23 protein-coding genes and 1 tRNA gene are annotated in these 20942 nt (G+C 56.2%); 4 read left to right on the top strand and 20 right to left on the bottom strand.

Annotated elements, in window-relative coordinates; translation table 11 throughout:
• The first annotated feature begins 121 nt into the window (after positions 1–121).
• Entirely contained in the window at positions 122–460 is a 339-nt protein-coding gene (locus I6G83_RS11675; protein ID WP_138111354.1) for a hypothetical protein, read from the top strand.
• Positions 461–603: 143 nt separating this feature from the next.
• Here the strand turns inward: I6G83_RS11675 and I6G83_RS11670 are convergent, their stop codons facing one another.
• From I6G83_RS11670 to I6G83_RS11655, 4 genes are all read right to left on the bottom strand, one after another.
• Positions 604–1074: a DUF943 family protein gene (locus tag I6G83_RS11670; protein WP_054306575.1), complete on the bottom strand. Its 471-nt coding sequence runs from the start codon at positions 1072–1074 to the stop codon at positions 604–606.
• A 152-nt stretch (positions 1075–1226) separates the two neighbouring features.
• Positions 1227–1583, bottom strand: a complete 357-nt coding sequence (locus I6G83_RS11665) for a putative T6SS immunity periplasmic lipoprotein (RefSeq protein ID WP_331254614.1) — start codon at positions 1581–1583, stop codon at positions 1227–1229.
• The gene (locus I6G83_RS11660; RefSeq protein WP_054306540.1) at positions 1576–2046 is read right to left on the bottom strand and encodes a DUF943 family protein; all 471 of its coding nucleotides are present in this window, start codon (positions 2044–2046) and stop codon (positions 1576–1578) included. Before I6G83_RS11660 ends, I6G83_RS11665 begins: the two co-directional genes overlap by 8 nt.
• A complete protein-coding gene (locus tag I6G83_RS11655) occupies positions 2030–2878 on the bottom strand; it encodes a YPO3983 family protein (protein ID WP_054306539.1) in 849 nt (282 codons plus the stop codon). The genes I6G83_RS11660 and I6G83_RS11655 overlap by 17 nt, the downstream gene beginning before the upstream one ends.
• 523 nt (positions 2879–3401) lie before the next feature.
• Between I6G83_RS11655 and I6G83_RS11650 the strand changes: the two genes are divergently transcribed.
• Entirely contained in the window at positions 3402–3740 is a 339-nt protein-coding gene (locus I6G83_RS11650) for a Hint domain-containing protein (RefSeq protein ID WP_054306538.1), read from the top strand.
• A gap of 243 nt (positions 3741–3983) precedes the next feature.
• Here I6G83_RS11650 and I6G83_RS11645 read toward each other — a convergent pair.
• The 6 genes from I6G83_RS11645 to gpt form a co-directional block, all read right to left on the bottom strand.
• A tRNA-Thr gene (locus tag I6G83_RS11645) sits at positions 3984–4059 on the bottom strand.
• Between the two features lie 204 nt (positions 4060–4263).
• Positions 4264–5517 carry a glutamate-5-semialdehyde dehydrogenase gene (gene proA / locus I6G83_RS11640; protein WP_054306537.1) on the bottom strand — a complete coding sequence of 418 codons (1254 nt, stop codon included), beginning with the start codon at positions 5515–5517 and terminating at the stop codon, positions 4264–4266.
• A gap of 9 nt (positions 5518–5526) precedes the next feature.
• On the bottom strand, positions 5527–6630 hold the full coding sequence (proB, locus tag I6G83_RS11635) for a glutamate 5-kinase (RefSeq protein WP_054306574.1): 1104 nt from the start codon (positions 6628–6630) through the stop codon (positions 5527–5529).
• A 107-nt stretch (positions 6631–6737) separates the two neighbouring features.
• The gene (crl, locus tag I6G83_RS11630) at positions 6738–7139 is read right to left on the bottom strand and encodes a sigma factor-binding protein Crl (RefSeq protein WP_054306536.1); all 402 of its coding nucleotides are present in this window, start codon (positions 7137–7139) and stop codon (positions 6738–6740) included.
• A 60-nt stretch (positions 7140–7199) separates the two neighbouring features.
• On the bottom strand, positions 7200–8447 hold the full coding sequence (gene frsA / locus I6G83_RS11625) for an esterase FrsA (protein ID WP_054306535.1): 1248 nt from the start codon (positions 8445–8447) through the stop codon (positions 7200–7202).
• A 289-nt stretch (positions 8448–8736) separates the two neighbouring features.
• Positions 8737–9195 (bottom strand): xanthine phosphoribosyltransferase, encoded by a 459-nt coding sequence (gene gpt / locus I6G83_RS11620; protein ID WP_015671097.1) that lies wholly within the window; start codon positions 9193–9195, stop codon positions 8737–8739.
• Between the two features lie 391 nt (positions 9196–9586).
• Between gpt and pepD the strand changes: the two genes are divergently transcribed.
• Positions 9587–11047, top strand: coding sequence for a beta-Ala-His dipeptidase (pepD, locus tag I6G83_RS11615; protein ID WP_054306534.1), 1461 nt, complete (start codon positions 9587–9589; stop codon positions 11045–11047).
• Positions 11048–11075: 28 nt separating this feature from the next.
• On the opposite strand, the gene dinB is transcribed toward pepD, so the two are convergent.
• On the bottom strand, positions 11076–12140 hold the full coding sequence (gene dinB, locus I6G83_RS11610) for a DNA polymerase IV (protein WP_054306533.1): 1065 nt from the start codon (positions 12138–12140) through the stop codon (positions 11076–11078).
• Positions 12141–12291: 151 nt separating this feature from the next.
• Here dinB and I6G83_RS11605 point away from each other — a divergent pair, with 151 nt between their 5' ends.
• Entirely contained in the window at positions 12292–13212 is a 921-nt protein-coding gene (locus I6G83_RS11605; protein ID WP_054306532.1) for a glycerophosphodiester phosphodiesterase family protein, read from the top strand.
• A 10-nt stretch (positions 13213–13222) separates the two neighbouring features.
• Here the strand turns inward: I6G83_RS11605 and nqrM are convergent, their stop codons facing one another.
• The 9 genes from nqrM to I6G83_RS11560 are packed head-to-tail and all read right to left on the bottom strand — an operon-like array spanning position 13223 to position 20687.
• Entirely contained in the window at positions 13223–13450 is a 228-nt protein-coding gene (gene nqrM, locus I6G83_RS11600; protein ID WP_015671093.1) for a (Na+)-NQR maturation NqrM, read from the bottom strand.
• A 7-nt stretch (positions 13451–13457) separates the two neighbouring features.
• Positions 13458–14489 (bottom strand): FAD:protein FMN transferase, encoded by a 1032-nt coding sequence (locus tag I6G83_RS11595; RefSeq protein ID WP_054306531.1) that lies wholly within the window; start codon positions 14487–14489, stop codon positions 13458–13460.
• The gene (gene nqrF, locus I6G83_RS11590; RefSeq protein WP_054306530.1) at positions 14490–15713 is read right to left on the bottom strand and encodes an NADH:ubiquinone reductase (Na(+)-transporting) subunit F; all 1224 of its coding nucleotides are present in this window, start codon (positions 15711–15713) and stop codon (positions 14490–14492) included.
• Between the two features lie 27 nt (positions 15714–15740).
• Entirely contained in the window at positions 15741–16337 is a 597-nt protein-coding gene (gene nqrE, locus I6G83_RS11585) for an NADH:ubiquinone reductase (Na(+)-transporting) subunit E (protein WP_015671090.1), read from the bottom strand.
• Positions 16338–16343: 6 nt separating this feature from the next.
• The gene (locus I6G83_RS11580) at positions 16344–16973 is read right to left on the bottom strand and encodes an NADH:ubiquinone reductase (Na(+)-transporting) subunit D (protein ID WP_054306529.1); all 630 of its coding nucleotides are present in this window, start codon (positions 16971–16973) and stop codon (positions 16344–16346) included.
• Positions 16966–17760: a Na(+)-translocating NADH-quinone reductase subunit C gene (locus I6G83_RS11575; RefSeq protein ID WP_054306528.1), complete on the bottom strand. Its 795-nt coding sequence runs from the start codon at positions 17758–17760 to the stop codon at positions 16966–16968. Before I6G83_RS11575 ends, I6G83_RS11580 begins: the two co-directional genes overlap by 8 nt.
• Positions 17750–18991, bottom strand: a complete 1242-nt coding sequence (locus tag I6G83_RS11570) for an NADH:ubiquinone reductase (Na(+)-transporting) subunit B (RefSeq protein WP_054306527.1) — start codon at positions 18989–18991, stop codon at positions 17750–17752. The genes I6G83_RS11575 and I6G83_RS11570 overlap by 11 nt, the downstream gene beginning before the upstream one ends.
• Positions 18992–18994: 3 nt before the next feature.
• A complete protein-coding gene (locus I6G83_RS11565; protein WP_054306526.1) occupies positions 18995–20341 on the bottom strand; it encodes a Na(+)-translocating NADH-quinone reductase subunit A in 1347 nt (448 codons plus the stop codon).
• Positions 20334–20687: a hypothetical protein gene (locus tag I6G83_RS11560; RefSeq protein ID WP_138111350.1), complete on the bottom strand. Its 354-nt coding sequence runs from the start codon at positions 20685–20687 to the stop codon at positions 20334–20336. The genes I6G83_RS11565 and I6G83_RS11560 overlap by 8 nt, the downstream gene beginning before the upstream one ends.
• Positions 20688–20942: the final 255 nt, after the last annotated feature.

Here is a 20942-nt window from a genome sequence, read left to right as displayed (position 1 = left end):
TCAAAAAGCAAGTGAAAAACACTTAAGCGCAAGTATACTACGGAAGGCTATAAACGGGATTAACAGTAGCCATTTAAAATATCAATAAATTAGATTGCATCATTCAAAAAGGGAATATTTAATGAAGAAAATAATGACTGCCGGCATGTTGGGCATGGCATTTTTGTTATCAGGCTGTTCATCTGAGCCTTCAGAGAGTGACATCACCAAAGCGATACAAGAGTCTTACGATGAAAGCAATAAACAGCGCGAAGAACTGATTGGTGAACTTGCTAAAGAAGAAAGCAATAGAATCTCCCTTGTTTCTGCCAGAAAAATATCCTGTTCAAAATCCGGAGATACAAAATACAGCTGTGAAGTAGAAATGGAAACCAAAATGCCGCTGGTAGGCATATCGAAAACCATCAGCACGTTACAGTTTATCAAAGACAGCGGCAAGTGGAGGCTGGTCTTAGGCTAACGCGCAGTTAATGAAAATACTGGTCGTGTTTGGCCAGTATTTTTATTCCTGTAAGAAACCCCATAATTAAGATAAACCCTCTCGTTGCATTTTTACTTTATCACGTCCATATCAACCATATATGTTCCGTGATATAACAGTCGTTACCACCCTTTCAGTTTCACAATGTCGCTATTATCTTTTATCATATACCGCCCATTATTCACGGTGAAAAATACACTCCCCGCACGGTTATTACTCACAATAAGCACGGCATCTTTTTCAATGCAGTTCACATCTTTCTTCATCTCAGGAAAACAAAGCCTGTCGTATTTTTCTTTCTTTTTATAATCGTCACTAAAATCCCAAAAAGTAATGGAGAAACGCCCAGAATCAGGAGATGGGGTAGGTATACCATAGTTTTCACTTAACTTATTCTTATTCGCCAACCACCAGTTTATTTTACCTTTGTCAGTTAGCGGGAAATTGGTCACCAAGACGTCACTGAAGTTATCATTAGTATGAACTGCAGCAATCTCTGCCGTGCGTAACGATAAAGAGATCGCATATCCGACAAGCATGCAACCAACCAGCAATAATGATGCATAGCGTAAAATATTATGCCTTACTTTCATTACCTCCTCCATGTATGGCTTAACAGCAGCTAATAATTCCAACACTGGACGCCATATAAACTCTCTGTGTAACGTTCCTGTCTAACATGAAAGCTATCTCCTATGACAACCCTTTTCAATACTACCCCCCCCCCTGGAAAACACCGGATATACTATGGTTTGCCGTATGTTTTTGTTACCTTTTTATGATCATCGGTTATAAATTCAAATCGGTAATGCTGGTCACTAAGTGCGTAGATAAGCTCATAGCTCGTACTCTTCTTCAATAAGAATGGAATACAGGTATCAGGATATCTCTTTACGATCCCATCCTTCATCGCCAGTGGTTTTTCATAATTATTTTCTGATGATGTTAATGAGTAATACTCCAGCGTATTCCCAGGAGTAGAAGTTATGCATATGCGGTTTTTATCTACGGTAGCATCACCCTCCTGATGAAAAGTAAGCCTATCGCCGCCACATCCCGTTAGAAGGACAAACAAAAAACATAAAGAAAGATGTTTAATCATATTCACGCTTAATCTTGACCACTTCTCCCTTATCGTTCAGTGAATAACGTCCATCATATGTAATAAAGAGCAGGCGATCGTTCTTGATCTGTCTAACGGAAAACAGGGGGTTTTTATCGATACAATTATTCTTAGTTTTCATATCATCAAAGCACAGCCTGTCATATTTACCTTCTTCTTGATAACCGTTACCAAAGTCCCAGAAGGTTATGGTAAAACTGCCGTAACTTGCCGGCTTGGGAATGTTAAAGCGCTCCTTTAGCATGGCTTTATTGTTCAGCCACCAGTTTATTTTTCCGTGGTCCGTGAGAGGAAATTCTTTGACCAAAACATCACTAAAATTATCATTTTCATGAACAGCGAAAATTTCAACCGTACGCAGCGAGAACCAAAAGAAAGAGCCAACAAGGAGAAAGGCAATCATTGCCAGTATATAGAGCAGATTTTTATTTTTTACTTGCATTTCGTTCCCCGCAGATCTCTACTGTAGTTTCCATATTAGTCATAAATGGTCTGAAACCAAACTGGTTATAATGTTGTAACACAAACCAGATACGAAAAAAACGAAACTGTTTAAATTTCGCATTCAAAATATCGTTACTGTCTAACCCAAAGTGATCTTGTGCTCTGTAGTGTACTACAGCACGATAACGATCATTATCAAAAGATAGTGACTTTATCGTGATGTGCATAGACCAAATGTCATGAACTGTTATCCCCATACCATTAAAATTATCTTGAAACCTGTTAAACTTGGGTAATTTACCTCTAAGAATCGCTCCCTTCACCTCACTCAGTGATTCCATAGGATAACACTTATTACTCCAATCAATATAATAGTCAAAAGCATTTTTTAGTAATAGAAGTGTACTATTTTCTGTTCTATCGGTAAGTATCTGCTCTTTTAATGCGGCATTTAAATGTAGACTACTGAACGGCGCCCCGTTACCATTCTGCATATGAGTTATCATATTCTCAATCAAGTATTTATAAGGACCATAAAGTGCGAAGATACTTGATAGATAACGGAACTCATCAAAAAGAATTTTTGTACATGCCTGTTTGGTTAACTTTTCTCCCTCCCCACGCATGATAGGAAACATCGAATGGGAGTGGGTAAACGGAGATATTTTAGTCAACGTGTAAGGATTAGCTCTAGCAGAAACATCTAGCAAATTAAAATTCTTTTTCAGTTGAGACTCTGACAAATCCCCATACTGCATATCGTCTGCAGCATAGTCATCCATTATCTTTTTAGTTTTAAATATAACACAAGGGAATTGTAATGCGGCCATAGGTAGAAATCCTTATCATCGTACATTCCATTACTCACCGAACAGGAGTATCTACCAGCTAATTCCCATTAAGTAAATTACCCAAGAAAATCAATCTTTAATTAAGGAAAATTCTATTTAATATGTTCGCACATACAAGATTCAACTTAGAACATTCAAAAATATAATCATCGATGAGTACCATCCATAATGACCATACTACGAGTTACATTTACCTCAGCTATTAAAGCTAACGAATAAATCCAACCACTAACCAAATTCATTTAGCATAATTAAAAAACAGATAATAAAACAATACTTTTTGGTTAACTATTCTTTGTGGTAATCTTCTGAGAATAGAACAGAATAGGAAGGATCGGTGCTATTAGGTGGCTGAGAAACGAAACTAAATACCCTGAATACTCACCAAGTACTTTATATATATGACCTAGCAGAGACAGAGTCTATCTGTATGCATTATAATGCCGCTACGAACGCGACAAGAAATATGGGCCAGTAACGACAGATACCTTGAGGTGATTCAATGAATAAACTTTTACTGATTGCCGGGCTGATGTTCGCCATCTCTGCCGGAGCAGCATCCCCCGGCTGCACATCATGGCCGATGAACATGGCCGAAGTCTGGATGAAAAATGAAAAAATTGTTGATATCGCAGATATTGACGAGACGAAAACAGAATCCAAGCTGCTGGCTATTGAGAAGCATGACAAGGGAGAGTACACACAAATTTATCACTTTGTATTCCATGATAAAAATGGGAAAGAATACGAAGTGATCACGCAAAATGACGCATCGAGCGATGAGTGTTCTGTAAGTGACGTCACAGTGTTCTTGGTATCTAAAAGCACCCTCAACCATTGACAATATAAATGCTCTACAGGGCGCAAGATGCGCCCATTTCATTAAAATAAATCAGGAAACTAATACAGCTTGTAATTTTGCCGCAACGGTCAAAATAAATTGTTGTTGACCTTCCATTGAACCAGATAGTTCATAGTGGCCGTTGCCGACTTCTATTGATGATAAATTAAGATAAAAGCTATTAATGTTGCCAAAAACAGATTGGGGGTTCAGTGAACTTTAGTAGACTTGGGAGACGTTGAATGGTGCCGATAATAGGAGTCGAACCTACGACCTTCGCATTACGAATGCGCTGCTCTACCAACTGAGCTATATCGGCTTTGAGGGGGTGGATCTGCGGGGCAGATCGGCGTGCGTTGAACAACTTATGCAAAAGCCGGCGATGAGTCAATAGGCGGCTAATCGTTCGCTGAATATCTCATCAACCGTATACTTATTGTGGGCTAAATCCGGCGTTGGCGGCCAAAATAAACGGGGCGCAGCTGCTGCGCCCCGCCGTCTTGGTTAACCGCTGGGTTACGCGTCAGCCGCGCACCAGATCGTCACCGTAGCCGATCCACTTATAGGTGGTCAGCGCGTCCAGCCCCATCGGGCCACGGGCGTGCAGCTTCTGCGTGCTGACCGCCACTTCCGCCCCCAGGCCGAACTGGCCGCCGTCGGTAAAGCGGGTGCTGGCGTTGACGTACACCGCCGAAGAGTCCACCGCGCGGACAAAGTACTCGGCGTTGCGCAGCGAACGCGTCAGGATAGCGTCGGAGTGGTTGGTGCCGTGGCTGCGGATATGCTCAATCGCCTGGTCGATATCCTCCACCAGCGTCACGTTCAGGTCCAGCGACAGCCACTCGTCTTCGTAATCTTCCGCCTTCACCGCGGTAACCTGCGCCGGGCCGCCCTGCAGCAGCGGCATCGCGCTGTCGCTGGCGTGCAGCGTCACGCCGGCCTCCGCCATGCGGGCGCTGAGCGCCGGCAGGAAGCTGTCGGCAATGCTGCGGTTCACCAGCAGCGTTTCCACCGAGTTACAGGCGCTGGGGCGCTGAATTTTGGCGTTTTCAATCACCGTCAGCGCCTTGTCGTAATCCACATCGTCGTCAACGTAGATATGGCACACGCCGATACCGCCGGTAATCACCGGAATGGTGGACTGTTCGCGGCACAGCTTGTGCAGGCCGGCGCCGCCACGCGGGATCAGCATATCCACATAGCGATCCATCCGCAGCAGCTCGTTCACCAGCGCCCGGTCCGGGCTGTCGGTCGCCTGTACTGCCGCCGCCGGCAGGCCGCACTGCTCCAGCGCCTGCTGGATCACCTTCACCGTCGCCTGGTTGGTGTGGTGCGTCTCTTTACCGCCGCGCAGGATCACCGCATTGCCGGTTTTCAGACACAGGCTGGCGACGTCGATGGTGACGTTAGGCCGCGCCTCATAAATTACGCCGATCACGCCCAGCGGCACGCGGCGACGTTCCAGCTTCAGGCCGCTGTCCAGCAGGTTGCCGTCCAGCACCTGGCCGACCGGATCGTTCAGGCGGCACACCTGCCGCACGTCGTTGGCGATCGCCGTCAGGCGCGCCGGCGTCAGCAGCAGGCGGTCCAGCAGGGCTTCGCTCATCCCGCTGGCGCGCGCCTGCGCCATATCCTGTTGGTTAGCCTGTAAAATGATGTCGCTGTCGGCTTCCAGTCTGTCGGCCATCACCGACAGCACCTGATTCTTTTGCGCCGTGCTGAGCACCGCCAGTTGCCAGGAAGCCTGCTTGGCGGCCTTCCCCATCTGCTCGAGCATGCTTACTCCTTAACTTACGATCATATCGTCGCGGTGCACGGCCACCGGGCCGTATTCATAACCGAGAATATCACTGATTTGCTGCGAGTGATGTCCGGCAATCATGCGCATGGCGTCGCTGTTGTAGCGGCTGACGCCGTGGGCCAGATCGCGCCCCGCCAGGTTGCGGATGCGGATCACTTCGCCACGGGAGAAGTCCCCCTTCACCTCGCGGATGCCCTTCGGCAGCAGCGAGCTGCCGCGCGCCATAATGGCGTCAACCGCGCCGTCATCCACGGTGATTTCGCCGGCCGGCGGCGCGCCGAAGATCCAGCGCTTACGGTTCTCCAGCGGGGCTTCCAGCGCGTGGAAACGGGTGCCTACCGGGTTGCCGTCGATCACGTCGGCCACCACGCCCGGCTTGCCGCCGGCGGCGATCACCACGTCGATACCCGCGCGGCAGGCCACGTCGGCCGCCTGCAGTTTGGTGCCCATCCCGCCGGTGCCCAGGCCGGAAACGCTGTCGCCGGCAATCGCCCGCAGCGCATCGTCAATGCCGTGCACTTCACGAATCAGCTCCGCCTGCGGGTTGTTGCGAGGGTCGGCGGTGAACAGGCCCGGCTGGTCGGTCAGCAACAGCAGTTTGTCTGCGCCGGCCAGAATCGCCGCCAGCGCCGACAGGTTGTCGTTATCGCCGACTTTGATCTCCGCGGTGGCAACCGCGTCGTTCTCATTGATCACCGGCACGATGCGGTTATCCAGCAGCGCGTTCATGGTGTCGCGCGCGTTAAGGAAACGTTCGCGGTCTTCCAGATCGGCGCGCGTCAGCAGCATCTGCCCGACGTGGATGCCGTAAATCGAAAACAGCTGCTCCCACAGCTGGATCAGGCGGCTCTGCCCCACCGCCGCCAGCAGCTGTTTCGAAGCGATGGTGGCGGGCAGCTCGGGGTAGCCCAGATGCTCACGCCCGGCAGCAATCGCCCCGGAGGTGACAATAACAATGCGGTGACCCGCAGCATGTTGCTGTGCGCACTGGCGCACCAGCTCGACAATATGGGCGCGGTTCAGACGCAGCGATCCGCCGGTCAACACGCTGGTGCCCAATTTCACAACCAATGTCTGGCTGCCGTTCATAATCATTCGCCGTTGAAATAGAAGAAGTGCAGAGGTCTTTGTATCAGGAGAGACGCGTTATGCCAACAGGCACAACGCGAATTCAGTGCAATTGCCGGGGAAACCGCCTAAGCAGAAAGTTTGATCGGCTGCTCGTTAAAATCGTCAGCAGGTTCCAGCGACAGCTCCATCCCGTTCAGCAGCTCCGTCAAACGCTGATGGAAATCCCGCAGCGTGGTTTCCAGCTTGCCTTTTACTTCAGAATCTTTAATCTTTTCCGGCTGCCATACACCTTCTTTATTAAACAGCCCGAACTGATAGGTATAGGTAAAACGCGTATCGTCCGCCTGCAGCTCAATCCACCAGCCCCAGAACTCTCGCTTCTCCGGCGCGGGTTTCACGTTGACGCATACGGCCAGACAGTCAAAGAAAAACCGGTCGTTCTCACATTGCCCTTCACGCAGGTACGGCCCCAAGCTGGCAAATCGTTTCATTAGTCGGCTTTTAGGGTGACCACTCGGTAACGTCATACTTCAACCTCCTTAATGTAGACCCCTCTTTTTAACAAACTGTTAAAAATTAGCAACTATTTAACGCATTTTGTCGTGCAGCCAGCGGCTCATCTGCTGCAGCGCCTGATGGAAGCTGCGGTAAATCGGCGCGCGCGGGATCGCCAGCAGTTTACCGTCCAGTGAGGAAGAAACGATCAGCTGCGATTCCGCTTTCGAACTGAGCGGGTCCTGTTCCCAGAAGCCGGACAGCATCGGCGTGTAGCAACGACGGCCGAGCAGGCCCTGCATTTTCAGCGAGTAGCGGTTCAGCTCCATTTTCAGCACGTGATCGGATGCGTCGGCCATGCCCATCCGGCTGGCCAGCACGTCCATATACATGTCCGGCACCTGCTGCTGGTTGCGGGCATCGCACAGCACGCCGTGCACCACCGGCCCCAGGCAGGCGACGCCGCGCAGGCGCTGCGGCTCCAGATATGCCAGCCGCACCGCCACGTTGGCGCCAAAGCGGAAGCCGAAGGCGGTCACCCGCTGATGGTCTATCCAGGGCACGCCGGGCAGCTGGCTCAGCACCTGCTGGTGCAGGAAGCTGGAATCCTGCGTCAGCTTCCATTTGGCGGAAGCGCCGATCGACGGCATATCGATGGTCAGCATCGCAATGCCCAGCGGCGCCAGATAGTCGTTAAACAGGCGGTGATAGTCGGTCTGCAGCGTATCAAGGCTGCCGCACATCAGCACCGTCGGGAACGGCGCCTTGCCCTGCTCCGGCATATGCAGGAAGCCGGTGATCGGGCTGCCGCCGTCAATCTTGAACTCCAGCTCCTTGAGCTGATACGGCAGCAGCAGCGCCGCTTCCTCATAGGCGCGGTTGGCCAGCACTTCGGCCTGCTCCGCCAGTTCATCGCCTTTCAGGTGCGGATAGCCGGCGATGCTGTAAAAGTTGGCGGCGCGCAGCCAGTGTTTGCCCGCCAGCAGCGGATCCTGCTGCTCGAGCGCGCGCTGCTGCCACTGCATGCCCTGATGCACCCACTCGTAAATCCAGTTGCCGTTGCGGTAGCCGACCACGGTATCGAGCAGGCGCTCGTCGCTGTGCTCCGCCGCAGAGGCGGCAATGCGCGACAGCACCTCCACGATCTCCACCGCGTCCACGCCGCGCCACGCCCACAGCAGGCGGTTAAGCATGCGGTACCAGTTATTGGCGGTGTCGCCTTCCAGCGGCGAGTGCATGGTGGCGGAACGGGCGTGCGGCGCACGCCGGATCAGCGTCGACGTCTCGCGGTGCTTGAATGAGGGCTTGAATAAAATCTCGGAAAGGTTGGCTTGTGCCATGGTAACAACAGCCTCCGTAAATCGGACGCAGGCGAAAACGGCCTGATGACTACCCGTAGTGTACCTAACTCTGGCGCGGGAAACCAAACTATCTCATTGTTAAATAGGCGTTAATTTTACGCTTCACTGCGGCGACGACATCCGCTAGCGCACTGATAACTAATCCGTTTATTGGTAATAACGGCGGAAAGGCAGCGCCGGACGGCAGGAAAAAAACGGCGGGAATTTACAAAAATAAAGGCGGGAAATGACAACGCCCGCATTACCGGGCGTTGCTGCGGTCAGGCGCTTAGCGGCCGCCGATAGGCGGCAGGAAGCTAACGCCCATATCCCAAGGCTGTTCGATCCAGGTATCCTGCGGGATGTCGACCACATAGTCGTCCACCAGCGGACGTCCGGCCGGCTTGGCGAAAATGGTGACGAAGTGGGCTTTCGGGTACATCTCGCGAATGGCTTTCGCGGTGCCGCCGGTATCCACCAGATCGTCAACTACGATGAAACCTTCGCCGTCACCTTCAGCGCGCTTGAGGATTTTCATCTCGCGCTGGTTGTCGTGGTCATAGCTGGAAATGCAGACGGTATCGACGTGGCGAATCCCCAGTTCGCGCGCCAGCAGCGCTGCCGGCACCAGGCCGCCGCGGCTTACCGCGATAATGCCGGTCCATTTTTCAGCCGGCAGCAGGCGATGCGCCAGTTTGCGCGCTTGCATTTGCAACATATCCCAGGTAACAACGTATTTTTCGCTCATAAAAGGTGTCCCAGCCAGTGTAAAATCGGCTTACTCAAGTGTTCAGGGGAAAAAAGGTTGCGCGAGATTATAGAGATTGGGCGCGCTGAATACCAGTTGAACCGAGGAATTCATCGCGAATTCCTTACCAGGCTCTTCTGGTAATTGATGCTGTAAAAGTCGGCAACTTCCTATAAAACCGCGCCCTTTTGTCGATTATGCAGTGCGATAGCACGCGCGCACCGGCGCCAATAAAATGATATTCTCTGACTATCGTGCCGACGCGGCACACACTAGCCACGCTAACGGCAGCCGTCCCGGCCACGCGTTTATCTCCGCCGGGCATTGCCCTTAACTTAACCGCACGGCTTCCGCCATCCGAGCCGGAAACGCCGTCAACAGGAGACTCAACGTGTCTGAATTGTCTCAACTTTCACCACAGCCGCTGTGGGACATTTTCGCTAAAATCTGCTCAATCCCGCACCCTTCTTACCATGAAGAAGCGCTGGCGCAGCATATCCTCGACTGGGCCAAAGAGAAAAACCTGCACGCCGAACGCGACCAGGTCGGCAACATCCTGCTGCGCAAGCCTGCCACCAAAGGCATGGAAAACCGTAAGCCGGTCGCGCTGCAGGCGCACCTGGATATGGTGCCGCAAAAAAACAATGACACCGTACACGACTTCGCCAAGGATCCGATCCAGCCGTATATCGACGGTGAGTGGGTCAAGGCGCGCGGCACCACGCTGGGCGCGGACAACGGCATCGGCATGGCTTCCGCACTGGCGGTACTGGCGGATGACAGCGTTGAGCACGGCCCGCTGGAAGTGCTGCTGACCATGACCGAAGAAGCCGGCATGGACGGCGCATTCGGTCTGCAGCCGAACTGGCTGCAGGCGGATATCCTGATCAATACCGATTCGGAAGAAGAAGGCGAGATCTACATGGGTTGCGCCGGCGGGATTGATTTTATCACCACCCTGCCGCTGCAGCGTGAAGCGCTGCCGGCCGGCTACCAGACGCTGAAGCTGACCATCAAGGGCCTGAAAGGCGGCCACTCCGGCGCGGATATCCATCTGGGCCTCGGCAACGCCAACAAGCTGCTGGCCCGCTTCCTGTTCGCCCATGCCCCGCAGCTTGGCCTGCGTCTGCTGGAGCTGAACGGCGGCACGCTGCGCAACGCCATCCCGCGTGAGGCCTTTGCCACCGTCGCGGTCGCCGCGGACCAGGTTGCCACGCTGAAGGCGCTGAGCCAGGCGTTCCTGACGACGCTGCAGAACGAACTGGCGGCGAAAGAGAAAAACATCACCGTACTGCTGGAGCCAAGCGACAGCGCGCAGCAGGCGCTGACCGCCGACAGCCAAAAGCGTTTCCTGGCGCTGCTGAACGGCACGCCGAACGGTGTGATCCGCATGAGCGACGCGGTGCAGGGCGTGGTGGAAACCTCGCTGAACCTCGGCGTGGTCACCACCAGCGACAGCGAAGCGGAAATCATCTGCCTGATCCGCTCGCTGATCGACAGCGGCAAAGACTACGTGGTGGAAATGCTGACCGCGCTGGGCCAGCTGGCAGGCGCCAAAGTAGAGCCGAAAGGCGGCTACCCGGGCTGGCAGCCGGACGCCGATTCTCCGGTGATGCATCTGGTGCGCGAACTGTACCAGCGCCTGTTTAACAAGACGCCGAACATTATGGTGATCCACGCCGGTCTGGAGTGCGGACTGTTCAAGAAACCGTACCCGGATATGGATATGGTCTCCATCGGGCCGACCATCACCGGGCCGCATTCGCCGGACGAGCAGGTGCAGATTGAAAGCGTCGGTCTGTACTGGCAGCTGCTGACCGAACTGCTGAAAGCCATTCCGGAACGCGACTGATAACGCATCAGGGCCGGGTTCTCCGGCCCTAGCCATCCCACGGCAGCAGCAGCTGCCGTTCTATCTGCGGATCCAGCAGCGTCACATGCAGCCCCACCAGCCGGACGCCGCGCCCTTCGCGCCGCTCGCGCCACACCTGCTGCGCCACCGCCAGCAAATCCTCCCGGTTCAGCACCGGCCAGACGTGCTCCTGCGTTGTCAGCTGGAAATCCTGAAACTTCAGTTTTACCCCCTGGCGGGCAATATGCAGATCGGGTTTTACCTTACGCAGGCGCGCTTCCAGTTCGGGGTAGAGTTTGTCGACAATCAGCGCTTCGCACTCCGCCCAGTCGTGGATATCCTCCGCCAGCGTACGCTCCACGCCGACCGATTTACGCAGCCGCTCCGACGATACCTGTCGCTCGTCAATGCCCTGACTGCGTTCCCACAGCACCCGGCCGAACTTGCCGAAGCGCTTGAGCAGCGCGGCCAGATCGTAACGCTGCACGTCGGCGCAGGTGTGCAGCCCCAGCTCTTCCAGCCGCTTGGCGGTCACCTTGCCCACGCCGGGGATTTTGCCGAGCGGCAGCTGTTGCAGAAAGGCGCCCACCTGCGCCGGCGGGATCACATACTGCCCGTTGGGCTTATTCAGATCGGAGGCGATCTTGGCCAGAAACTTGATCGGCGCCACGCCGGCCGAGGCGGTCAGCTGCAGTTCATCAAAAATGGCCTGCCGGATCTCCTCCGCCATCAGCGTGGCCGAACCGTTGCACTGCGGGCTGTCGGTCACGTCCAGATAGGCTTCATCCAGCGACAGCGGCTCAATCAGCGAAGTATAGCGCGCGAAGATCTGGCGGATATGCAGCGACGCCTCTTTATAAGCCGCCATGCGCCCCGGCAGCAGCGTCAGCTGCGGGCACAGTTTCAGCGCCATGGCGGTCGACATCGCGCTGCGCACGCCGTAGCGGCGCGCCGGATAGTTGGCGGTGCTGATCACGCCACGCCGTTCGGCACTGCCCCCGATCGCCAGCGGAATATCCCGCAGGCTGGGATTGTCGCGCATTTCCACTGCGGCAAAGAAGCAATCCATATCGACATGAATGATTTTACGCATCGCGCCCTCCAACAATACTGGATAAGTATACAGCAAAATTGCGCACTCTCAAGACGGGCCTAGGCAATCTCCGAATACAGACGGCGGAGGTTAAAAAAAACGTCATTTTTCAGCCGTATAATAACGCCAGGTCAATTTCAGGAACGTTCTCATGCCGCTTCTCCGCGCCCTGCCCGCACTGCTGCTACTGCTGTGCGCCCCGCTGTATAACGCCGTCGCCGCGTCGCAACCGGCCATTATCGCCCACCGCGGCGGCACCGCCGATGCGCCGGAAAATACCGTGCCGGCCATCCGCAGCGCATTGGCTAACGGCGCCGACGCCGTGTGGATCACGCTGCAGCTGAGTAAAGACGGGGTGGTCGTTCTCTATCGCCCTGCCGATCTGCAAGCACTCACTAACGCCCGCGGCCCGGTCTCCGCCTATAGCGCAGCACAACTGGCGCAAACGGATGCCGGCTGGGCCTACACCCGTGGCGACGGCCACCCGTACCGTGCCCAGGGCATCGGCATTCCCCGGCTGGCAACGGTGCTGCAAACCTTTCCGCACGCCACCTTCTATCTGGACATCAAGTCGCCGGACGCCGATCCGGCCCGCTTCGCCGACGCGCTGCTGACGACGTTGGAAGAGCAGCACGCGCTGGCGCGCACCCGGATCTATTCCACCGATGCCCGCTACCTGCAGGCGCTACCGCCGCAGATCGCGCGCTTTGTCAGCCGTGATGAAACCCGCAGCCTGCTGGCTAACGTCGCCATGGCGCACCGCTGCCAGCTGCAGCCGCACGACGCGACGCCCCGCTGGTACGGGCTGGAGCTGACGCGCGAAGTCGAGGTGGTGGAGAAATACACGCTGGGCGAAGGACGCTCCAAGGCGCAGCTCAGCTGGGATGAGGAATCAATGGCCTGTTTCCGTTCGCAGGGTCCGGCGCGGATTGTGTTATTCGGCATTAACTCGCCGGAGGCTTACCAGCAGGCGCAAACGTTGGGGGCTGACGCGGTGATGGTGGATTCGCCCGAACAGGCGCAGCAGTGGCGGAAGAGGAATCGGGACGCGGCCAGCCGCGCCCCGGAATAAGAGTGAACGGTTATAAAATGCGGTGCTTTTCCAACTGTTCCCGGCGCAGCGCCTCTTTAGCCAGACGCTTTTTGCGCGCATCGCACGGTTCCGGGCAGTCGCAGACTTTCTCCATCCCCAGCGCGGTGATGCCGCCGCAGCTGCCCTGCAGGCTTTTGCGTTTGAACACATAGCCCAGCGACATGCCGCCGATAATCAGCAGAAACAACACAAAGGTGGCAACAAATACCGTCAGCATAGCGGCCTCACAGGATTTTATTCATATACGGTTTAAAGGCCTCGGAATAGCGCTCTTCAAAACCGTCGTCGGTTTTCACGATCATATAGACCGGGATCCCCAGCAGGTTGGCCAGCGCCATGCCACGTTCCGGCCCCATTACGTCCAGCCCGGTAGACAGGCCGTCGGCGGTCATGCAGGTCGGGCTGATCACGGTAATCGACGCCAGACGGTGTTCAATCGGCCGGCCGCTGCGCGGATCGATGGTATGCGAATAGCGTACGCCGTCCTGCTCGAAGTAGTTGCGATAATCACCCGAGGTGGCAATCGCCATATTACCGGGCTGAATCACCAGCTGCGCACGCTGCTCCCCGCCGCTGGCCGGCCGCTCAATGGCAATCCGCCACGGCTGCTCCTTGCCGTTCAGACCGCGGGTGCGCACCTCGCCGCCGATATCCACCATGTAGTTTCTTACCTGCTGGGAGTGCAGGTAGTTCACCACCACGTCAACGCCATAGCCCTTGGCGATTGACGACAGGTCGACATACAGCTCCGGGATATGCTTCACCAGCGCATTGCCCTGCACCGCCAGCTTGTCGATACCGGTCCAGGCGCGGCGCTGCGCCAGCTCTGCGGCGTCCGGCACCTGGCTTCTGCGCCCTTCCGGGCCAAAGCCCCACAGGTTGACCAGCGGCCCGACGGTGACGTCCAGCGCGCCGTCGGTCACGCGGTTAATGCGCAGCGCTTCGCTGACCACCTGCGCCGTCGCGGCGGAGACCGGGAACGGCGTGTCGACCGCGCGGCTGCGGTTAAAGCGGCTCAGCTCCGAATCCGGCCGGTAGGTCGACATCTGGTCGTTCACCAGCTCCAGACGTTTGTCGATCTCCGCCTGAATCTTGCTGGCCGACGGCGTATCGTCGCCGGGCAGATAGCGGATCGAGTAGGAGGTCCCCATGGTTTTACCATCAAGGTTCACCTGCGTCGGCCCGCATCCGCTTAACAGCAGGGTGGCGCCAAGCGCCACCAGCGTTATCCAGCCTTTCATCGCTGACGCGCGCATTTAGCCACCAAAGTCATCAAGCATGATGTTTTCATCTTCAACGCCCAAATCCTTCAGCATCTTGATCACCGCGGCGTTCATCATCGGCGGCCCGCACATGTAGAACTCACAGTCTTCCGGCGCCGGATGGTTCTTCAGGTAGTTCTCCAGCAACACGTTGTGGATAAAGCCGGTGTAGCCGGTCCAGTTATCCTCAGGCTGCGGATCCGACAGCGCCACGTGCCAGGTGAAGTTTTCGTTCTCTTCCTGCAGATGATTGAAGTCATCTTCATAGAACATTTCACGCAGCGAGCGGGCGCCGTACCAGAAGGTGATCTTGCGCTTCGAGTGCAGACGTTTCAGCTGATCGAAAATATGCGAACGCATCGGCGCCATACCCGCGCCGCCGCCGATAAAGATCATCTCGGCGTCGGTCTTTTTGGCGAAGAACTCGCCGAACGGCCCGGAAATCGTCACCTTGTCGCCCGGCTTCAGCGACCAGATGTACGACGACATAATGCCCGGCGGCACATCCGGATTGTTCGGCGGCGGCGTGGCGATACGCACGTTCAGCATGATGATGCCTTTCTCTTCCGGGTAGTTCGCCATGGAATACGCGCGCACCGTGGTGTCGTCCACCTTGGAGCGGTAGCGGAACAGGTTAAACTTGTCCCAGTCGCCGCGGTACTCTTCCGGCACGTCGAAATCGGCATAGCCGATATCGTGCGCCGGCGCTTCAATCTGAATAAAACCGCCGGCGCGGAAAGGCACATCCTCACCGTCCGGGATCTTCAGCTTCAGCTCTTTGATAAAGGTCGCTTTGTTGTCATTGGAAATGACTTCGCATTCCCATTTCTTCACGCCGAAGATCTCCTCCGGCAGCTCAATTTTCAGGTTCTGCTTCACGTTGACCTGACAGGCCAGACGGCAACCCTCTTTCGCTTCGCGCTTGGTGATATGCGACAGTTCGGTCGGCAGGATATCGCCGCCGCCTTCTTTGATCACCACCCGGCACTGGCCGCAGGAACCGCCGCCGCCGCAGGCCGAGGAGACGAAAATCCCCTGACCGGACAGCATATTGAGCAGCTTGTCCCCCGCCGGCGCGTGGAAGCTTTTATCCAGGTCGCCGTTGACTTCAACGGCCACGTCGCCCGTGTTCACCAGTTTGGACTTGGCAAACAGGATCAGTAGCGCCAGCACCATGACGATGCAGGTGAACATCGCTACGCCTAAAATAATTTCCATAAATTTTCCGCCTTTATCTCTGGGTTATTACAACTGAACCCCGGAGAAGGACATAAAGCCCAACGCCATCAGCCCGGTGGTAATAAAGGTGATGCCCAGACCGCGTAACCCTGCCGGCACATCGGCATACTTCAGTTTTTCGCGGATCCCCGCCATCGCCACAATCGCCAACATCCAGCCGGTGCCGGAGCCGAAGCCGTACACTACGGATTCCGCGAAGTTGTAGTCACGCTGCACCATGAAGGACACGCCGCCGAAGATGGCGCAGTTCACGGTAATCAGCGGCAGGAAGATGCCGAGGGCGTTGTACAGCGACGGGAAGAAGCGATCGAGGATCATCTCCAGAATCTGCACCAGCGCCGCAATCACCCCGATAAAGGTGATGAAGTTGAGGAAGCTCAGGTCCACGCCATCCATCAGCGCGCCGTCGCGCAGGATCAGGTTGTAGACCAGGTTGTTCGCCGGCACCGCGATGCCCAGCACGATGGTGACGGCAATCCCCAGACCAAAGGCGGTAGAGACCTTCTTCGACACCGCGAGGAAGGTACACATGCCGAGGAAGAACGCCAGCGCCATGTTTTCAACGAAAACGGCGCGAACAAACAGACTGATATAGTGTTCCATCGCCGATTACTCCTTTTCAACCTGCGCAGGCTTCAGCGTGCGCAGCGCCCAGATCAGCAGGCCGATAATAAAGAACGCGCTCGGCGCCAGCAGGAACAGACCGTTCGGCATGTACCAGCCGCCGTTCTGCAGCGTTTCCAGCACCGGCACGCCGAACAGCTTGCCGGAGCCGATCAGCTCACGCAGGAAACCGACCAGGATCAGAATCACGCCGTAGCCCAGCCCGTTGCCGATGCCGTCCATAAAGCTTTCGATCGGCGGCGACTTCATCGCATAGGCTTCGGCGCGTCCCATCACGATACAGTTGGTGATGATCAGGCCGACAAACACCGACAGCTGCTTGGAAATTTCAAACGCGTAAGCGCGCAGCACCTGGTCAACCACGATAACCAACGAGGCGATAATCGCCATCTGCACGATAATGCGCACGCTGTTGGGAATGTGGTGACGAATCAGGGAAATAAAGAAGCTGGAGAACGCCGTCACCAGCGTTACCGCAATGGTCATCACCACCGCCGTTTCCAGCTTGGTGGTCACCGCCAGCGCGGAACAGACGCCCAGCACCTGCAGGGCGATGGGGTTATTGTCAAACAACGGCCCCAGCAGGACCCGTTTAATCTCTTTGGAATCAGCCATTTTTCAGCGCTCCTTCACGGACTTTTTTCAGGAACGGGCCAAAACCGTGTTCGCCCAACCAGAAATCAAAAGTGTGCTGTACGCCGTTGGAGGTCAGGGTCGCGCCGGACAGGCCGTCCACGCCGTGAATATCCCCTGCGGGCGCGCCGCCTTTCACCACGCGGATCGCCGGCTTGCCGCCGTCGTCAAACAGCTTCTTGCCGATCCACTGCTGGCGCCAGGCCGGATTTTCCACTTCACCGCCCAGCCCCGGAGTTTCCCCCTGGTCGTAGTAGGTGATGCCTTTGACCGTGTCGCCGTCGCCGTCAACGGCGACAAAGGCGTACATCATCGACCACAGGCCGGTGCCGTACACCGGCAGCACGATTTTGCTGACCGCGCCGGCCTCATCGCGCACCAGATAAATTTCCGCCTGGTTGCTGCGACGTTTGATGCCCGCCGGATCCTGCGCCGCCGGCAAGGCGATGCTCTTGGCGTTATCGCGCAGCGCAGCGGCCCGATCGAACGATGCCGCATCGCCCTGCACGAAGTCGCCGCTGTTCAGATCCACCAGCCGCGCCTCGATACGCTTATCAAAGGTTTGTTTTACCTGCTCGCTGGGCATGGCCGGCTGCAGCAGCCCCGCCACGTCCAGGATATTGCGCTGCTTATCCAGCAGCTTTTGCTCCTGCTGTTTGGACTTCAGGCCGACGGCGGAGCCCGCCACCACCACTGAACACACCAGACACAGCAACAGTACTACCAGCAGCGTTTTACCGATGCCGTCATTTTTTGCTTCACTCGCCACGGGCTTTTCTCCGCTTGATGTTAGCCTGCACCACCAGATAATCGAACAGCGGCGCGAACAGGTTGGCGAACAGGATCGCCAGCATCATCCCTTCCGGATAGGCCGGGTTGACCACGCGAATCAACACGCACATCACGCCGATCAGGATGCCGTACCACCACTTCCCTTTGTTGGTGAAGGCGGCGGAAACCGGGTCGGTCGCCATAAAGATCATGCCGAAGGCGAAACCGCCCAGCACCATATGCCAGTACCACGGCATGGCGAACATCGGGTTGGTGTCGGAGCCGATCGCGTTAAACAGGTAGGCGGCGGCGATCATGCCGAGCATCACGCCGGCGACGATGCGCCAGGAAGCGATGCGGGCAAACAGGATTATCGCGCCGCCGATCAGGATCATCAGCGTGGAGACTTCACCGACCGAGCCTGGAATGTTGCCGAGGAAGGCGTCCATCCAGGTGATGGAGTGGCCGGTCGCCACGTTGCTCAGCCCCTGCGCGCCGCCGGCGCTCCACTGGGCCAGCGGGGTTGCGCCGGAGAAGCCGTCCGCCGAGGTCCATACCAGATCGCCGGAAATCTGCGCCGGGTAGGCGAAGAACAGAAATGCGCGCCCCGCCAGCGCCGGGTTGAGGAAGTTACGCCCGGTGCCGCCGAAGATCTCTTTGGCGACCACGACGCCGAAGGTGATCCCCAGTGCCGCCTGCCACAGCGGCAGCGTCGGCGGTACGATCAGCGCAAACAGAATCGAGGTGACGAAGAAGCCTTCGTTAATCTCATGTTTGCGGATGATGGAGAACAACACTTCCCAGAAACCGCCGACGATAAACACCACGGCGTAAATCGGCACAAAGTAGGTTGCCCCCAGCACCATTTTACTGACCCAGCCGGCATCCGGCGCCAGCGAGGCGCCCAGCCACTGCGCCAGCACGTAGTGCCAGTCGCCCGCCAGCACCTGTTGCAGCTGCTCGCCGCTGTACATCTGGTGCAGCGCGGGAATCGCCTGCTGGCCTACGTTGTACATGCCCCAGAACATCGCCGGGAATACCGCCATCCACACCAGAATCATCATGCGCTTCAGGTCGATGGCGTCGCGCACGTGCGAAGCGCCGTGCGTCACCGTGCCCGGCGTGTAGAATACCGTGGTGGTGGCTTCATATAACGGGTACCACTTTTCCAGCTTGCCGCCCGGCGTGAAGTGATGCTCGATTTTCTCAAAATAATTCTTCAGGCCCATGGGTTATCCTTCCAGCTCAATCTTGGTCAGCACGTCGCGCAGCACCGGAGCGTATTCATACTTGCCCGGGCAGACAAAGGTGCACAACGCCAGATCCTCTTCATCCAGCTCCAGGCAGCCCAGCGCCTGCGCGCTGTCGGTATCGCCCGCCAGCAGGTCGCGCAGCAGCAGCGTCGGCAGAATATCCAGCGGCATCACCCGCTCGTAGTTGCCGATCGGCACCATCGAGCGCTCGCCGCCGTTGGTGCTGGTGGAGAAGGCGAACAGCTTGTTCTTCAGGAAGTGCCCCAGCGTGGTGCGGGTAATGGTGAACTTGTTCGACGAAGGCAGCACCCAGCCGAGCAGCTCTTTTTCACGTCCCTCTTCCAGCACCGACACCTGGCTATGGAAACGGCCAAGATAGGCTTTCGGCCCCGCGGCATGCGCGCCGCTCAGCACCGAACCGCTGATAATACGGTTCTCGCCCGCTTTCAGGCGGCCGGCGGTCAGCTCTTCCAGGCTGGCGCCCAGACGGGTGCGCAGCAGCGTCGGCTGCTCCACCTGCGGCCCGGCCAGGGCGACCACGCGGCGCGTGTCGAGCTTGCCGGTGGTGAACAGCGTGCCGATGGCGATCACATCCTGATAGCCGATATGCCACACGGTTTTCTTGATGCTCACCGGCTCGATAAAGTGAATGTGAGTGCCTACTAGCCCCGCAGGGTGCGGACCGGCGAATTCGTTATAGGTGATTTGCGCGTTATCGGCGCCGGACAGTTTACCACCGGCCGCCTGGCAGACGTGCACCTTGCCGTCGGTCAGACGCGTCAGCACCGTCAGGCCGGCATTAAACGCCGCCAGCTGATCGGCGATGATCACCTGCGGGTCGGCGGCCAGCGGCTGGGTGTCGATGGCGGTGACAAAAATGGCGCGCGGCGTGCTGCCCGGGTGCGGCGTTTTGCTGAAAGGACGGGTGCGTAGCGCGGTCCACAGACCACTGCTCAGCAGCTCACCTTCCACCATGCCACGCTCCAGCTGCGCCAGATCGGCCGCCGAGTAATGGGCGAACTCCACCTGCTGCGCGTCGTCGTCAACGGCGATCACCACCGATTGCAGGACGCGGCGCTCGCCGCGGTTGATGGCGACAATCTTGCCGCCGGCCGGCGCGGTGAAGAACACGCCGGGATTCTTTTTATCTTCAAACAGCGCCTGACCAAGCTTAACGCTGTCGCCCTCCTGCACCAGCATGGAGGGACGCATGCCGATATACTCCTCCCCCAGCAGTGCCACATGCTTGAGATGCGGGCCGTCCTGAATCGCCTGAGTCGGTGCCCCGGCTATCGGCAGGTCTAACCCTTTTCTGATTTTAATCATAGGATTTATACGATGTTTTTATGGTTTCACATGTCGTCGTGGCCGGAGCCAGTACGGACAATGCCAGGATGATGAGACGCCACACGCCGCCTCCGGGTTGAATACCTGATACCGTATTCAACATAAATTCTCGCGTATTGACGCTATGAGCAGAAAACAGCATGTCCATTGTCAGTGACGCCCCCTTCCCTCGCCAACCCTGCAACCGGCGTAACGCTGCTTCATCGCTGGCGAAACGGCCGTTGAACGCGCACGGTTGGCTTGCTTGCCAATACCCGCCCCGCTGGCCACAGCCCAGCGGTATCAAGCCGAAGATGCTAACATTTTTCGCAACATTTTTCTCCATTCGTCAGTGACCTGAGTCAAGCAAACGGAATTAATTTGTTGCTTATTTTCCGTAGAAATCGTTAAAAATTGGCGGTTAATTCACTTTTATCGAGCTTTGTAGTTTTTTTATACATATCCTATATTGCTAAATATCAACACGCTGGTAATCTGGCGTGGCGTAAATGCAACAAAAAGTCAGTGGCACGCAGGCGGTGACTCACCGTCGGCACATATAATATTTACCCTGAATAATTCAAATCACTCCAGGAGGGCG

Origin of the sequence: Serratia rubidaea, from assembly GCF_016026735.1 — a bacterium.
Classification (GTDB): Bacteria; Pseudomonadota; Gammaproteobacteria; order Enterobacterales; family Enterobacteriaceae; genus Serratia_B; species Serratia_B rubidaea.
Note: the sequence above shows the minus strand (reverse complement) of the source record. Positions and strands in the feature narration are given on the sequence as shown.